This window comes from Proteiniclasticum ruminis DSM 24773 (assembly GCF_000701905.1).
GTDB lineage: Bacteria > Bacillota > Clostridia > Clostridiales > Clostridiaceae > Proteiniclasticum > Proteiniclasticum ruminis.
In genome coordinates this window covers 144,436-159,389 of record NZ_JNKC01000001.1, presented here as the reverse complement: position 1 = coordinate 159,389, position 14,954 = coordinate 144,436, and the positions used below count along the sequence as shown (strand labels likewise).

General features: G+C 41.3%; 15 protein-coding genes. 14 read left to right on the top strand and 1 reads right to left on the bottom strand.

All coding sequences use genetic code 11. From position 1 onward, the window contains the following. Positions 1 to 7: 7 nt before the first annotated feature. The 7 genes from rsmB to T487_RS0100765 all read left to right on the top strand — a co-directional run bounded on the left by rsmB (position 8) and on the right by T487_RS0100765 (position 7,403). Complete coding sequence (rsmB, locus tag T487_RS0100795; RefSeq protein ID WP_036909024.1) at positions 8 to 1,321, top strand: 16S rRNA (cytosine(967)-C(5))-methyltransferase RsmB; 1,314 nt, start codon at positions 8 to 10, stop codon at positions 1,319 to 1,321. A gap of 145 nt (positions 1,322 to 1,466) precedes the next feature. Next, on the top strand, positions 1,467 to 2,501 hold the full coding sequence (gene rlmN / locus T487_RS0100790) for a dual-specificity RNA methyltransferase RlmN (protein WP_031572827.1): 1,035 nt from the start codon (positions 1,467 to 1,469) through the stop codon (positions 2,499 to 2,501). 10 nt (positions 2,502 to 2,511) lie between these two features. After that, positions 2,512 to 3,237, top strand: a complete 726-nt coding sequence (locus T487_RS0100785) for a Stp1/IreP family PP2C-type Ser/Thr phosphatase (protein WP_031572826.1) — start codon at positions 2,512 to 2,514, stop codon at positions 3,235 to 3,237. Continuing rightward, a complete protein-coding gene (pknB, locus tag T487_RS0100780; protein WP_051651413.1) occupies positions 3,234 to 5,126 on the top strand; it encodes a Stk1 family PASTA domain-containing Ser/Thr kinase in 1,893 nt (630 codons plus the stop codon). The genes T487_RS0100785 and pknB overlap by 4 nt, the downstream gene beginning before the upstream one ends. A 135-nt stretch (positions 5,127 to 5,261) precedes the next feature. Then, on the top strand, positions 5,262 to 6,125 hold the full coding sequence (gene rsgA / locus T487_RS0100775; RefSeq protein ID WP_031572820.1) for a ribosome small subunit-dependent GTPase A: 864 nt from the start codon (positions 5,262 to 5,264) through the stop codon (positions 6,123 to 6,125). Beyond that, positions 6,119 to 6,775, top strand: a complete 657-nt coding sequence (gene rpe, locus T487_RS0100770) for a ribulose-phosphate 3-epimerase (protein WP_031572817.1) — start codon at positions 6,119 to 6,121, stop codon at positions 6,773 to 6,775. Before rsgA ends, rpe begins: the two co-directional genes overlap by 7 nt. After that, entirely contained in the window at positions 6,732 to 7,403 is a 672-nt protein-coding gene (locus tag T487_RS0100765; protein WP_051651412.1) for a thiamine diphosphokinase, read from the top strand. Before rpe ends, T487_RS0100765 begins: the two co-directional genes overlap by 44 nt. A 112-nt stretch (positions 7,404 to 7,515) precedes the next feature. Here T487_RS0100765 and rpmB read toward each other — a convergent pair whose 3' ends face one another. Next, positions 7,516 to 7,707: a 50S ribosomal protein L28 gene (gene rpmB / locus T487_RS0100760; protein WP_031572812.1), complete on the bottom strand. Its 192-nt coding sequence runs from the start codon at positions 7,705 to 7,707 to the stop codon at positions 7,516 to 7,518. 264 nt (positions 7,708 to 7,971) lie between these two features. On the opposite strand from rpmB, the gene T487_RS0100755 reads away from it, so the two are divergent. The 7 genes from T487_RS0100755 (at position 7,972) to T487_RS0100725 (ending at position 14,886) form a co-directional block, all read left to right on the top strand. Then, complete coding sequence (locus T487_RS0100755) at positions 7,972 to 8,319, top strand: Asp23/Gls24 family envelope stress response protein (RefSeq protein WP_031572809.1); 348 nt, start codon at positions 7,972 to 7,974, stop codon at positions 8,317 to 8,319. A gap of 192 nt (positions 8,320 to 8,511) precedes the next feature. Further along, a complete protein-coding gene (locus T487_RS0100750) occupies positions 8,512 to 10,146 on the top strand; it encodes a DAK2 domain-containing protein (protein WP_031572808.1) in 1,635 nt (544 codons plus the stop codon). A gap of 49 nt (positions 10,147 to 10,195) precedes the next feature. Continuing rightward, on the top strand, positions 10,196 to 12,214 hold the full coding sequence (recG, locus tag T487_RS0100745) for an ATP-dependent DNA helicase RecG (RefSeq protein ID WP_031572805.1): 2,019 nt from the start codon (positions 10,196 to 10,198) through the stop codon (positions 12,212 to 12,214). Positions 12,215 to 12,224: 10 nt separating this feature from the next. Continuing rightward, on the top strand, positions 12,225 to 12,809 hold the full coding sequence (gene rsmD, locus T487_RS0100740) for a 16S rRNA (guanine(966)-N(2))-methyltransferase RsmD (protein ID WP_031572801.1): 585 nt from the start codon (positions 12,225 to 12,227) through the stop codon (positions 12,807 to 12,809). 10 nt (positions 12,810 to 12,819) lie between these two features. Next, positions 12,820 to 13,335: a pantetheine-phosphate adenylyltransferase gene (gene coaD / locus T487_RS0100735; protein WP_031572799.1), complete on the top strand. Its 516-nt coding sequence runs from the start codon at positions 12,820 to 12,822 to the stop codon at positions 13,333 to 13,335. Further along, complete coding sequence (locus tag T487_RS0100730; RefSeq protein ID WP_031572797.1) at positions 13,319 to 13,876, top strand: hypothetical protein; 558 nt, start codon at positions 13,319 to 13,321, stop codon at positions 13,874 to 13,876. The genes coaD and T487_RS0100730 overlap by 17 nt, the downstream gene beginning before the upstream one ends. 506 nt (positions 13,877 to 14,382) lie before the next feature. Further along, complete coding sequence (locus T487_RS0100725) at positions 14,383 to 14,886, top strand: CarD family transcriptional regulator (RefSeq protein WP_031572795.1); 504 nt, start codon at positions 14,383 to 14,385, stop codon at positions 14,884 to 14,886. The last annotated feature ends 68 nt before the right edge of the window (positions 14,887 to 14,954 follow it).

Genomic DNA, 14,954 nt, shown 5'->3' with positions numbered 1-14,954 from the left:
AAACACTATGATGAATGTCAGAGAGACAGCAGTGGAGATTTTAGGGAAGGTTCTACACCAAGGAGCTTTTTCCAATCTTCTTCTGGACCGGGCGATTCAGTCTGGACAGGTGAAAGAAGAGGATATCGGACTGCTTACAGAAATTGTGTATGGGACGCTGAAATATTTGCTTACCATTGATGAAATTTTAAAGAGAAATACGAAGATTTCTTTATCAAAGACAGAACGCTATGTACTAGATGTTCTTCGCGTTTCAGTTTACCAGATGCATTTCCTGGACCGGATACCGCCATATGCCGTCATCAATGAAGCTGTGAATCTCACAAAGAAAAAAGCACCGAAAGCCTCCGGGTTTGTCAACGGGGTTCTTCGTGGATATCTCCGGAAAAAAGATGAGGTGTATACGTTCTATAAAAAGATGGATGAAGAGATATACGAGTATTCTTTTCCGGCTTGGATGATACAACTGTTTAAAAATCAGTATGGAGACAAGTATCTGGAGATCTTGAGCGGCTTGAATGAAAGACCAGTGATCACCTATCGGGTGAATACGCTGAAGATATCAAGGGATACCGCTCTTGAAGAGTTAAAAAAGCTTGGTTACAGTGCAGAAAAAACGACCATTTCGCCTTATGGTATAGAAGTAACAGGTGGCAAAAGTGTGATGCAGAACCCGCTGTTCAGAGAAGGGATTCTTACGGTGCAGGATGAAAGTTCCATGCTGGTTGCACCGCTTTTGGTAAGTGAAGGGTATGAATATCTTGATCTATGTTCTGCGCCTGGGGGGAAAACCATGCATCTTGCTGAACTCCTTCATGATCAGGTGCCGGTTCATGCCTTTGATATTTATGAAAGCAAGCTTCGTTTGATCAGAGAAAATCGGGACAGACTGGGCCTGACATCAGTAACCATCAGAAAAAACAATGGCCTTCATATTTTGCCTGAGTATGTGGAGAAAGCCCATGTGCTTCTGGATGCCCCTTGTTCAGGGCTTGGAATCATCAGGAAAAAGCCTGAGATCAAATATACAAAGACCCCTGAGGAGCTCATGGACCTCGTGAAACTCCAGCGAGATCTTCTGGAGACAGCAAGGAACTATATTCCGTCTGGTGGGACATTGGTGTATTCTACCTGTACGCTTAATCAAGCAGAGAATGAGGAGAATGTCAGATGGTTTCTGGAGCAGCACAAAGACTTCGAGGCTGTTCCGATTGATATTGGAGCAGGAGATCATCTTCAGTACTCTCCGGAAGGATTTCTCACCATCTTGCCCGGTAAAACCATGGATGGGTTCTTTATCAGCAAACTGAAAAGAATGTAATAACCTCTGTGACGGCCTTAATATGCCGTTCCGGAGGTTTTCTTCTGAAAATCTAAGAATAATTTAAAGAAATTTAACATAATTTATGATAAAATGTCCATGTTTATGAATGAAATCCGGAAGGATTCTGGAAAAGGATGTTAGCATGACAAATGTTTACGATTATTCTCTGGAAGAGCTGAGAGCCTGGCTGGTGAGTCAGGGAGAAAGTGCTTTTAGAGCCAAGCAAGTATATGACTATTTATATAAAGGGATTACGGATCCAGAACAGATGAAAACACTCAACAAGAGTACGAGGGACAAGCTGGAAGAACATTTCTTCATGGCACTGCCTCAAGTCCTTGAGAAGCGGGTATCAAAGGATGGAACCATAAAAATGCTCATGGTTCTGGAGGACCGGAATATCATCGAGACGGTAATCATGAAGTACCATTATGGTTATTCGGTATGCGTATCTTCTCAGATCGGATGTAAAATGGGGTGTACCTTCTGTGCTTCTACAAAAGATGGTATGGTAAGAAATCTGACACCGGGAGAAATTCTCTCTCAGATCATTGCAGCTTCTTTGGTGGTGGGAGAAAGAATTTCCCATGTGGTCCTTATGGGATCAGGAGAACCCCTTGATAATTTTGAAGCGGTACTGAAGTTTTTGAGTCTGGTGAATGCGAAAGAAGGCCTTCATCTGTCCCATAGAAACATTACAGTGTCTACCTGTGGACTGGTAAACAGAATCATTGAACTCGCAGATAAGAAGCTTCAGATTACGCTTGCGATTTCACTTCATGAGACTACGGATGAAGCAAGAAAGAAGATCATGCCCATTGCCAACAAATATAGTATTCAGGAGATATTAAATAGTGTAGAATATTATATGAGCAAAACAGGGAGAAGGGTCTCATTTGAGTATGCGTTGGTTCGTGGTTCCAATGACACCAGAGAAAATGCATACGCTCTTGCGAAACTTTTGGAAGGCATGAAGGTTCATGTGAACCTGATACCAGTCAATGCGATAAAGGAAATGCTGTATTTACCTTCAACCAATGAGTCTATCCAGGACTTTAAAGATATTCTGCTTCATTCTGGAATCGAAGCGACAATCCGAAGAGAAATGGGTGGAGATATTGACGCTGCGTGCGGGCAGCTGAGAAGAAGTTATTTGGAAAATAGAGCTGACCTGTGAGGAGAAACATATGATAGAAAGGATATCAGATATTGGCAATATCCGACAACTGAATGAAGACACCTATGGCATCCTGGAAGATGAAGCATTTAACCTTTTTCTGATATGCGATGGTATGGGAGGACACAATGCTGGAGAAGTAGCGAGTGCACTGGCTAAAGATACTGTGCTGAGTTTCATGAGAGGAATTCAGAAAGAGGAAGATCTTCTGCCCTCGCTGTTCAAAGCAATCACAAAAGCAAACCATGAAATTTATGCGTTATCTTCTAAAGAGAAGACCATGAGTGGCATGGGGACGACCATGACAGCTGCGCTGAGCCATCATGGAAGACTAGATGTGGCGCATGTGGGAGACAGCTCGCTTTATGTGGTGTACAATAATGAAATCAAGAAAATTACAAAAGACCACAGTTATGTCCAAGAACTTGTAGATCTTGGGAAAATTACTGAGGAGGATGCGAAGCATCATCCAAATAAAAACATCATTACTCGAGCCGTAGGCACCAATCTTCATGTGGAGATTGAATCTTATACGCGACAGACGGATCATGAGGAAATTTATCTGCTTTGCACGGATGGTCTTTCAGATTATCTCTCTGCACATGAGATCTTTGAAAAGCTTTCGGGTAGCCAGGATATGCATAAGTCCATGATGGAACTTGTGGACATGGCCAAAGAAAGAGGTGGAAGAGATAATATCACGCTAGTAATTTTTGGAGGAGAAGCGTTGAAATGATAGGAAAAATATTAGGGAACCGTTATGAAATCACTGAAAAAATTGCCCAAGGTGGCATGTCCGTTGTATATAAAGCACTGGATCTGAACCTGAACCGGTATGATGCAGTCAAAGTGCTGAAGAAGGAGTTTTCATCCAATAAGGATATTTTGGATAAGTTCAAGCAGGAAGCCAATGCGGTAGCTTTCCTGTCTCATCCCAATATTGTCAACATCTATAATGTCGGCAGTGAGGATCAGATCCATTATATTGTCATGGAGTATGTGAAGGGAAAAACACTGAAAGAAGTCATCAAAGCACAAGGAAAGCTGTCTGTGGAAGAAACGCTGAATTATTCTTATCAGATTGCCCGTGCCTTGGAGTCCGCGCATAACAGCAACATCATTCACCGTGATATAAAGCCTCAGAATATCATGCTCACAAAAGATGGGCTGATCAAAGTGACAGACTTTGGTATTGCAAAACATTCAGATTCTGTGACCATTACCAATTCAGGCAAAATCATCGGTTCAGCTCATTATTTCTCGCCAGAGCAAGCCAGAGGGAATATGACAGATGGAAGATCTGATATTTACTCCCTTGGTATTGTGATGTATGAAATGGTCACCGGTCAGGTGCCTTTTGATGCTGAAAGCCCAATTACCATCGCACTGAAGCATATGCAGGAACCTCTTCCTTCACCAAGGGCACTGAACCTTTCTGTCAGTGCTGGCTTGGAGAAAGTGATACTGAAAGCAACAGAGAAGAATCCGATAGATCGCTACCAGAGAATCGAAGACATGATGATGGATCTCCGTGCACTGATGAATGGAGAAAGACTGGAAACAAAAGAGAATATTAATACGGATCACACACAAGTCATGAACGCGGTAGTGCCGGAAAGGAAAACTATGAGAAACGACATTTATGATGATGAAAAGCCATCAAATAATAAAAAGAAGACACTGATTATTGGACTGGCCATGATTCTGGTTGTTGTACTTGGCGCACTCATTGGTGATGCGGTATTCAGCCGTGGCAACGGAAATGAGCCAGGAGAAGTTGTGGAAGAAGAAGTGAATATACCAGAAATCATGGGGCTTACCAAAGAGGAAGCAGAGGATGCCCTGGAAATGGTGGATCTTGTGCTTGAGGTTACTGGAACGGAGACATCAGATCAGCCTGAGAACACAGTAATTAAAGTGATTCCAGAAGAAGGAACTCCTGTAAAGAAGGGAGTCGCTGTTTCCGTAGTACTAAGCGCAGGACAGGAAAAACTCTATGTGCCTGATATCACAGGAAGTACCGTTGAGTCAGCAGAGATTATACTAGGCAATAACGGATTTATTATTGGAACTACTACAGAAGAGTTCAGTGAGACTATACCTGCCGGTGAAATCATCGGACAGGATCCTCTTGTGAATACCTCTATGCCTAAAGGCAGCGCCGTAAATGTAGTTGTGTCTAAAGGTCCTGAGATTGTATTATCTGTCGTTCCTGATATGAAGGGACGTACACAAAGAGAGGCGCAAGCTCTTCTGGAGGCTGTTGGCCTTACCATTGGCGAAGTGAAAAAGGTTCCTACTGGAGATGAAGCGCAAAGCGGACGTATCGTGGAACAAAGTCTTCCAGCTGCAACAGAAGTAAAGGAAGGAACCAAGGTCAATATCACGATTTATGAGTATACAGAAGTGAATATTCCCAAATTCAATTCAGGAGAACGGGTTAGGGATTTTGCTAATAGACTTACAGCGCTTGGACTTGTTCCTGAATTGATTGAAGATACTGAACCAAATGATATAATGTTAGAGGTTAGACAAGAAGGAAGAGGACCAGTTCCTTATGGAAGTAAGGTGCAACTCATTGGTGCGCCAGAACCAGATCCACAAGAACCAGTTCAAACACCATAGAATCATTGAATTATAAACAAGCAGCCAGCTCAAATTATTGAGCTGGTTGTTTGTTTTTTGGCGATTCTTTGGTAACAAACAGGTAGAAATAGATTATAATAGAACATAAAGAATAGAGTGGAAAGGACTGATGCAATGGAAGGGATTATTATCAAAGGGATTGCAGGATTCTACTATGTAAAAACTGAAGAGGGAATTTTAGAATGCAAAGCCCGAGGTATATTCAGAAAAAATAATATCACACCGATGGTCGGTGACCGGGTTTCCGTGGTATCAACACCAGAAGGAAATGTGGTGGATGAGATTCACAAAAGAACTTCTGAGCTTGTTCGACCATTTGTGGCCAATGTCAGCCAAGCGTATGTAGTGTTTGCCTTGAGAAATCCAGACATCAATTTTGAGCTTTTGAATAAATTCATCATCTCTTTGGAAAAGAGTGGTATTGAGCCAGTGCTCGTTTTCAATAAGAGCGATCTTGCCACAGAGAATGAGAAGATACAGTTAAAAGAGCTGTTCAAAGGAACAGGATATCAAATTCATTTTATCACCGCAAAAGACGGGGCAGGTCTTGAAGAGCTCCTCAAAGGGCTGAAGAATCAGATTACTGTATTATGCGGTCCATCGGGTGCGGGTAAATCGACTCTGCTCAATAAACTGGCAGGATCTGAAAAAATGGAGACTGGGATCATCTCAGAGAAGGTGAAAAGAGGAAAACATACGACGAGACACAGTGAGCTGATTGATGTGGAGGATGCGCTGCTTGTGGATACACCAGGTTTTTCAACTATGGAAATGACTATGGAAGCCAAAGAACTGAAGGATTATTTTCCGGAGTTTCATGTATATGAGGGCCAGTGCCGTTTTCAAGGGTGTAACCATGATAAGGAGCCAGGCTGCAGAGTGAAAGATGAGGTCGGTAAAACAATCTCGGTGGAGAGGTATAATTATTATGTCAAATATTATAATGAACTGTTAGAGGAGAATAAAAGAAAATGGTAAAAATAGCCCCATCAATCCTATCTGCTGATTTTGCGAATCTGGGCAGAGATATTACAAGAACAGACAAGGCTGGTGCTGACTGGATCCATATTGATGTGATGGACGGGTCTTATGTTCCGAATATCAGTTTCGGGCTTCCGGTGATCAAGGCAATCCGTCCTTACACAGAGAAGCTTTTTGATGTTCATCTGATGATTGTCAATCCAAGCAGCTATATAGATGCTTTTGCGGATGCCGGAGCAGACCTCATCAACTTTCACTATGAGGCTGAAGTTCATGTGGATCGCGCCATTGAGAAGATCAAGTCAAGAGGGCTGAAAGCTGGAATCACACTGAATCCCGCAACTCCAGTGGATGTGCTGAAACCGATACTTCATAAGCTGGATCTTGTGCTCATCATGTCTGTGAATCCTGGGTTTGGTGGTCAGAGTTTTATTCCATATACCCTGGATAAAGTGAAAGAACTGAAGAAGATGGCAGAAACCTTGAATCCGGATCTTCTCATTGAGATTGACGGTGGAATTGATGTCCATACAATCAAAATGGCTGTGGAAGCTGGATGCGATATAGTGGTCGCAGGTTCTGCAGTGTATAGGAATGGAGAAATTGAAAGCAATATCAGTGCACTCCGAAAAGCCAGTGATGAGTAAGGCGATTATTGTATCAGGCGGTAAAAAACCAAGCCGTTCCCTTTTTGAAAGACTTTACAAAGAGGATACTTATCTGATAGCGGTGGATAAAGGGGCTGAATTTTTTCGTGATGAGAAGATTGTCCCAAATCTTCTCGTTGGGGACTTCGATTCTATTTCGAAGGAGACCCTTTCATTTTTTAAAGATAAAACCGTCGTTAAAACTTATGACGAAGAAAAAGACTTCACTGATACAGAAGCGGCGCTGCATGAGGCTGTGCTCCTGGGAGTAGAAGAAATTGATTTTTTAGGATGCACAGGCAGCAGATTGGATCATTTCGTCGGGAATTTAGCCCTGCTGGATCAGTGCCTGGAAAAAGGCGTCAAAGCGTATATGTATGATGATCACAATAAAATCTTTCTACTGAGATCTCCTGGAGTCATTGAGAGAGGTTTTGGAAGATATATCTCTTTCCAGGGGTTTAGAGGCTCTGTGAAGGGTTTTGGTGTAAAAGGAGTAAAGTATCCACTATGGAACTATGAGCTTAAATTTGGGGACCCTAGAACCATTTCCAATGAGTTTATACAAGATAAGCTCTCGGTCACATTTACAGAAGGAACACTGCTGGTTTTTATGACGGAAGATTAATAAAAAAGGAAGTATAGAATGTGAAACATCACTTTTCCATACTTCCTGATTTATTCTGCTTAAAAAGTAAAATAGCCGATCCCATAAGGATCAGCTACAATTTCTTACTCTGTTATACCGCTCTTTCAACCTTACCGGAACGTAGGCATCTAGTACAAACGTTAACTCTCTGGGGAGTTCCGTTAACAACAGCACGTACTCTTTTTAGGTTTGGTGCCCATGTTCTCTTAGATTGTCTGTGTGAATGAGAATACTGTACACCAGCAACTACACCTTTATTACAGATATCGCATTTTCTTGCCATTAAAATACACCTCCTCCTGAGAGATACTACTCTTCTCAAAAGCTTATATTATTATTTGTTTTGAACAGATACCATTCTATCATAATATACGAAGAGAATGCAACATAATTTTAGACCAAAATTTCTTTATATTGAAGTCTTGATGAAAATATAATATCATTATAGGGATAACACGTGTGCTTATCAAGGCTTTTGCTGTAAGCGCACGCACTGAAGGTATACCGGGAGTGCAGAACGTACTGCCTGGATTGAGGAGGAAGTTTCATGATTGGATTAACAAATGAACTCGGACATATTTCATACTCTGAGGATGTCATCGCCAATGTGGTTGGATTGTCTACCATGGAGTGCTATGGAGTCGTCGGTATGGCTGCCAAGAATACCAAAGATGGACTGTGGGAACTGATTCGTGTGGAGCATCTGAATAAGGGTGTAAAGATCAATGCGAAGAACAATGAGCTTTCTATTGATCTCTTTGTGGTTGTGGAATATGGAACAAAGATTTCTGTCATTGCCAATAATATTATCCAAAAAGTTCGATACAATGTAGAAAACTATCTGGGACTCAAGGTGAACAGTATTGTTGTGAATATTGAAGGAGTGCGTTTCTAAAATCAAATCTTAAGTTTTTTTAAGAAATTGCCAGTAAAGTTTGATTTCAACATGCAACCTTTAGTATAATAGCAGATGGTATATTTTATTATAAAACCCTAGCAGTAGGGTTTTCTTATAATTTTAGTAGGATAATTGAGAAGTGGCATGGACATAGAGTGTATTGTCCATATTTTGCAGGAGGAATATTATATGAAATATAACAAGATTAATGGACAGCATTTTCTAAGCATGGTGACAAATGCATCCATCCGTTTGGAAAATGAAAAAGCATATGTGGATTCATTAAATGTTTTCCCTGTTCCAGATGGAGATACAGGCACAAACATGTCCATGACCTTTACGGCTGCAGTAGATGAGGTTAGAAACTCCAAATCCACATCCATTGGTGAAATTTCTAAAGTGCTTGCCAAGGGAGCTCTTATGGGGGCTAGAGGAAACTCTGGAGTTATTCTTTCCCAGATATTCAGAGGGATTGCCAAGGGACTGGAAGGAAAAGAGGAGGTCAATGCTTACGAGTTTGCCCTCAGTCTTCTTGAAGGGTCTAAGTCAGCCTACCGTGCTGTCATGAGACCTACAGAAGGAACGATTCTTACAGTAATTCGTGAAGTTGGTGAAAAAACCACAGAATACCATACAGATGACGTAACGGATCTTATGGAAAAAGTTGTGAGTTTTGCAGATGAATCCCTGGAGAAGACACCAGAACTTCTGCCACAGCTGAAAGCTGCGAATGTAGTGGATTCCGGTGGTATGGGGCTGCTTGTGATCCTGAAAGGGATGCATGAGGCCCTGAAGAGCGGATTTAAGATGGCGGAGAAAGTGGAGCAGAAATCCTTTGAGGAGTATGTTGCCGCAAGAGATACACACACCGAAATCACCTTTGGATACTGCACAGAATTTATTGTCCTAGCTAAACCAGAGAATGATTCCTTTAGAGACTATCTCGAATCCATGGGAGACTCCATCGTTTATGTGGCATTCGATGATATACTCAAAGTGCACGTACACACAGACAATCCTGGCCTTGTTCTGGCGGAAGCTGCTAAAATGGGTGAGCTTACAAAGATCAAGATCGAGAATATGAGAGAACAGCATAGAAATCTTCAGGACACACCTGATGTGCATATGGAAGCTCCAAAATCAGAACCAGTTGTGGAAGCAGTGAAAGAGAAATATGCGTTCATTTCTGTGTCCATGGGAGAAGGTATTCGTGAAGTATTCGAAGATCTGGGCGTGAACTATGTCATTTCAGGAGGACAGACCATGAATCCCTCCACGCAGGATATCGTGAAGGCAGTGGAAAGTGCAAATGCGGAACATGTTTTCATTCTGCCGAACAACAAGAATATCATCATGGCGGCAAACCAGGCCAAGGATATTTCGGGCAAAGATGTCTATGTGATCCCGACAAAGACAATTCCTCAGGGGGTTGCGGCGCTGACTGCATTTAACCCTGAAGCAAATGTAGAGACAAATTACGATGCGCTTCTTGCCAGCATCAGTACTGTTAAATCAGGATCTGTGACCTATGCGGTGCGTGATACTGAAATTGAAGGGATGGCTGTGAAGCAGGGAGATTATCTTGGACTTCTCGAAAGTAAAATAAAAGTAGTGAAAAGAGACCTCTATCCATTGGTGGATGAGCTCATAGATACAATGGTGGATGAGGACAGTTCCTCTATCACACTCTTCTATGGTGAAGATGTAAATGAAGAAGAGTTTGCTCTCTTCCTTTCTGAACTGGAAGAGAAGCATGAAGATCTTGATGTGATGAGTGTAGCTGGTAAACAGCCTCTTTACTACTTCATCATTGCAGTAGAATAGAAATCAAAAGAAGGCGGAGGCCTTCTTTTTTTACAAGGGGGAATAATTTTTGATCTACGATTCTGTATCTACCTTAAAAGGGGTTGGAGAAAAGACTAGAGAACAGCTGGAAAATATGGGAATCTATACACTGCTTGACTTGCTTCTTTATTTTCCGAGGGGATATGATACGTACAGAAATGCAGATGAGATGTATCTGAACGGAATGGATAAGATCAGGATAGAAGCTGAAGTGACAAAAATCTCCAAGCCTTTCCGTACGAGAACGGGAAAGACGATGGCAACCATTTGGTTCCATACAGAATTTGGTGCGCTGAAGGCAACTTATTTTAATATGCCATATATCACCAGCCAGTATAAGATTGGTGAGAAGTATCAGCTGAAAGGCAAGTTTGAGAAAAAGAGCAAGTTCATTGAGTCCATTAACCCCGTTCAGAACCGAGATACAGAAGAGATTGTTCCTGTGTATTCTTTAGAGGGGAAGGTTACAGGAACCCTGATTAAGAAGCTTGTCCGTCAAATTCTTGAAAAAGTGCATATAAATGAAAATTTTCCGGAGAGGATTCTCAAACAGGAGGATCTGATTGATCTCGATACAGCAGTAAGAAATCTTCACTTCCCCCAAGATGAGGAGCTTTTGCTTAAATCTCTGAAACGGATGAAATTTCATGAGATGTTTGCGTACTCCCTGAAAATAATGATATCCAGGAGCCGGAGACAAGAAGAAGAGCATGGTATTCGATTTTCAATGAGTCCAAGGCTGAAGCTTCTGAAAGAATCAATTCCTTTTGATATGACCGATGCCCAGAACAGAGTGATTCGTGAGATTCTTCTGGACCAGAAGAAACCGGCTCCGATGAACCGCCTCCTTCAAGGGGATGTTGGTTCGGGTAAAACCATCGTAGCGCTGGTTGCGTTATTCAATGTATTGGAGAATGGATACCAGGCTGCCTTTATGGCGCCTACAGAGATCCTTGCAAAACAGCATTTTCTGGAAGCAGAAAAACTTTTATCTCCATTTGGTGTTGCGGTTCACCTTCTGACTGGGTCTACGAAAAAGAAAGAGCGGGAGGGAATTATCGCTCAGCTTAAGGAAGGGAAGCCTCTGCTCATGGTAGGCACTCATGCGCTGATCGAAGAGAAGGTCCAGTTTAAGAAACTCGGGATGATCATTACTGATGAACAGCACAGGTTCGGTGTCAATCAGAGAGCAAAACTCATCCATAAAAATCAGATGTCTGAGGTCCTTGTGATGAGTGCTACTCCTATCCCGAGAACCATGGCACTGACCATTTATTCGGATCTGGATCTTTCTGTCATTGATGAACTGCCCCGGGGAAGAAAGGAAATAAAAACAGTTCTGATGGATCAGAGTAAGAGAGTTGCCTGCTATAAGAAAGTTCTGGATGAAGTTCAGAAAGGAAGGCAAGCCTATATTGTAACTCCTTTGATTGATCTCGATGAGGAGAGCGATCTGAATTCAGTGGTGGGACTCTTAGAAGAGTTGTCAAAGGGAACACTTAAAGGTATCCCAATGGCCTATCTGCATGGTAAAATGACATCAAAAGAGAAAGAACGAGTGATGGAGTCATTTAAGGCTGGAGACATAAAGGTGCTCATTTCCACCACAGTCATAGAGGTGGGAATCAACGTGCCTAATGCCAGCGTGATGGTCATTGAAAATGCAGAACGTTTTGGGCTAGCGCAGCTTCATCAGCTCCGTGGCCGTGTGGGTAGAGGAGAGTATCAGTCTTACTGTATTATGGTTGCACAGATGAAGAGCCAGTCCACAAGAGAAAGGCTGGAAATCATGGTAAAGAGCAATGACGGTTTTTATATTGCTGAAGAAGACTTGAAGCAAAGAGGAACAGGTCAGCTTTTTGGTGTCCATCAAAGTGGGCATTCCGGCTTGATGCTTTCTGATCTGGCGAGTGACTATGAACTCTTTCTCAAAGCAAATGCCTATGCCAAGACCGTTTATCTTGGAAAAACAGAAGAGCATCAGCAGATTAAAGAGCAGTTTCTTCATAAACTGTCTCAGAGTCTAAACTATATTTGTTTGAATTAAGGAGTCAATAATGAGAATTATTTCAGGAACTGCTAAAGGCAGAAAAATACTGTCACCAAAAAATGAAGGAAGAATCACAGAGAAAGGTGAAATTAAGGCGACAAGACCAACGCTGGACCGGGTGAAAGAATCCATGTTCAATATCTTAGGACACAAGGTGTATGATGCGGTGGTGCTTGATATGTTTGCAGGAACAGGAAGCTTAGGGCTTGAGTGTGCAAGCAGAGGGGCAAATAAAATTGTTTTTCTGGAGAGATTTAAAGAAACTTATGATATACTTTTAGAAAATGTGAATAACTTGGGATTTACCAGCGTATCTAAAGTTTATATGAAGGATTCATATGAATTCATAAAAAGTTTAGCTTCTTCAGGAGAAAAGTTCGATATAATATTTGTAGACCCACCTTATTTGAATCATATGGTGGACAGAGCAGTGAAGTTGATTGCGGAGTTTGATTTATTGAATGCGGATGGTGTGATAGTCACCAAGTATGACAAAGAAGAGCCAATCTTTAGACCTGAAGAAAAATATGAGCTGGTAGATGAACGCAAGTATGGCAATACAATCATTGCGTTCTATCAGTGTAGAGAATAAGGAGTTATAGATGAAAGTAGCAGTATACCCTGGGAGCTTTGACCCGATTACCTTAGGACATATGGATGTGATCCTGCGGTCTGCCGCTGTCTTTGAGAAGGTCGTTGTGGCTGTGCTTAAAAATGTGGACAAAAAAGGATTATTCTCCATCGAAGAAAGAGTTGAGATGATTCAAAAACTGGTTCAAAAGTATGATAATATTGAAGTGGTGAGTTTCGAGGGACTTTTGGTTGATTTTATGAAATCCATAGATGCCCATGTTATCGTGAAGGGTTTGAGAGTTGGCCTTGATTTTGACTATGAACTTCAGATGGCCCATATGAACCGAAAGCTTTCTGAAGAAAGAGTGGAAACTGTTTTGATGATGGCAAGCACCGAATACTCCTATATCAGTTCATCATCAGTAAGAGAGATTCTTCATTTTAAAGGTGATATCAGAGAGTTTGTACCTGAAGAAATTGTAGACGATATATATCAAAAAGTTGGAATTGTTTTGGAGGGAATGTGTAATGAAAGAAAATTATGAGGTGACATCACGAAGAATTGAGATTACCGGTCTTGTGGAAGTTCTGCAGGAAATTATTGAAGATGGTTCAAAAGTCCCGTTTTCCAAGAAAGTGCTTGTGGACAGAGAAGAAGTTGTCAACATTCTGGATGAGATTGTGCAGGTCATTCCTGAAGATCTGAGGACTGCCCAATGGGTTCTTGCTGAGAAAGACCGTATTCTGACGGAAGCAAAGACAGAGTATGAGAGAACAAAAGCAGAAGTGGACCGGATGATGCAGGAAAAGGTGAACAATCATGACATCGTCAAGGAAGCTACGATTAAAGCTCAAGAAATTCTGAACAAAGCTCAGACAGAAGCAAAACTTGTAAAACTTTCTGCGAGGGACTACGCGGATTCCCTGCTTTCTGACTTGGATACGGAAATTAAAGAAAGAAACCAGCAGATGATGATGAACTTCAAGAATCTTTTTGAAGGGTTTGTACAGGAGTATAACAAGAGTTTTCATACCACATCTGCAACGATCAAGGACAACATCAAAGAACTGAGAGAAATGAAATAACATTGTAAAAAACTCCGGAATCAGAGGTTCCGGAGTTTTTTAGTTTTGATTGAACTTATAGAAACATCACATAGTAAGTGATGTTTTCAAGGGACAAAAAAACAAGAAGGCAAGAATCAATGAACGCTTTCTTGGTGTGAGCGTTTATGTGCTTAAAAACGATCTGACTGTGATTATGAAAGAAAAATAGGTCAGCGGAAATATACTGATTACAGTAATGAAAATTCTATATGCATAGAGATCAGAACTGGCTTTAGAGCTTGATGAATTTCCAGAATTTTGTTTTTTATTGCCCAAGAAGTCCTCGCTTCTGAAGTGGGATGGTTCATGAAATTGGACATTTTCACGATTCTATGATATAATAATATATTGAATAAATAACAAGTATTAATATACAAATCGATAGTCAGTGTTGTGTTGATACATAGTATATGTTTACTCTGTTTTTGTGTTCAGAGCAATCTGTATAACGTGGAAGTTTGTTGAATGATGTGAGGAGGACGGATATGTTTATAAAAAATGATTATGTTATGTATGGACTGACTGGGGTATGCAAAGTTGCGGATATCAGGAAGGAATCGGCGGGGAATCAGCGAGGGGAAGAGTATTTTATTTTGCATCCAGTGAAGGATGAACATTCAAAAATAATGATACCAGTCTCAAGAGGAAAAGCCAGAATGAGACCACTTGTCAACAAAACTGAAGTGATGAAGTTCATGGAAGATATGAGAGAAAGTGATGATATCTGGGAGACAGATATGAAGGAACGCGGAAAAATGTTCCAAGAGAGATTGAAATCAGGATCTTTCTATCAGTGGCTCCTCCTGAGCAGTATCATTTGGCAGGAGAAAGAAAAGAAGAAAACTCTGGGTAAAAAAGTTTCAATGTCAGATGAACAGGTCTTCAAGAATGCTTGGAATTTGTTATGTGAGGAACTTGCTGTTTCGTTGGGCATGGACGAGGATGAGGTCATCTCAATGTTAGCAGAGCACTCCTCTATGGTAAGATAGGTAGAATTCTAAGAATAAAATGCAAAGTAAAAGGAACCATTTGTGGTTCCTTTTGCTTTGTCTAAATA

Bases quoted from the DNA above. Each gene is read 5' to 3' on its own strand.
- rsmB (WP_036909024.1), top strand. From the start codon at position 8: ATGATGAATGTCAGAGAGACAGCAGTGGAGATTTTAGGGAAGGTTCTA.
- rlmN (WP_031572827.1), top strand. From the start codon at position 1,467: ATGACAAATGTTTACGATTATTCTCTGGAAGAGCTGAGAGCCTGGCTG.
- T487_RS0100785 (WP_031572826.1), top strand. From the start codon at position 2,512: ATGATAGAAAGGATATCAGATATTGGCAATATCCGACAACTGAATGAA.
- pknB (WP_051651413.1), top strand. From the start codon at position 3,234: ATGATAGGAAAAATATTAGGGAACCGTTATGAAATCACTGAAAAAATT.
- rsgA (WP_031572820.1), top strand. From the start codon at position 5,262: ATGGAAGGGATTATTATCAAAGGGATTGCAGGATTCTACTATGTAAAA.
- rpe (WP_031572817.1), top strand. From the start codon at position 6,119: ATGGTAAAAATAGCCCCATCAATCCTATCTGCTGATTTTGCGAATCTG.
- rpmB (WP_031572812.1), bottom strand. From the start codon at position 7,707: ATGGCAAGAAAATGCGATATCTGTAATAAAGGTGTAGTTGCTGGTGTA.
- T487_RS0100755 (WP_031572809.1), top strand. From the start codon at position 7,972: ATGATTGGATTAACAAATGAACTCGGACATATTTCATACTCTGAGGAT.
- T487_RS0100750 (WP_031572808.1), top strand. From the start codon at position 8,512: ATGAAATATAACAAGATTAATGGACAGCATTTTCTAAGCATGGTGACA.
- rsmD (WP_031572801.1), top strand. From the start codon at position 12,225: ATGAGAATTATTTCAGGAACTGCTAAAGGCAGAAAAATACTGTCACCA.
- coaD (WP_031572799.1), top strand. From the start codon at position 12,820: ATGAAAGTAGCAGTATACCCTGGGAGCTTTGACCCGATTACCTTAGGA.
- T487_RS0100730 (WP_031572797.1), top strand. From the start codon at position 13,319: ATGAAAGAAAATTATGAGGTGACATCACGAAGAATTGAGATTACCGGT.
- T487_RS0100725 (WP_031572795.1), top strand. From the start codon at position 14,383: ATGTTTATAAAAAATGATTATGTTATGTATGGACTGACTGGGGTATGC.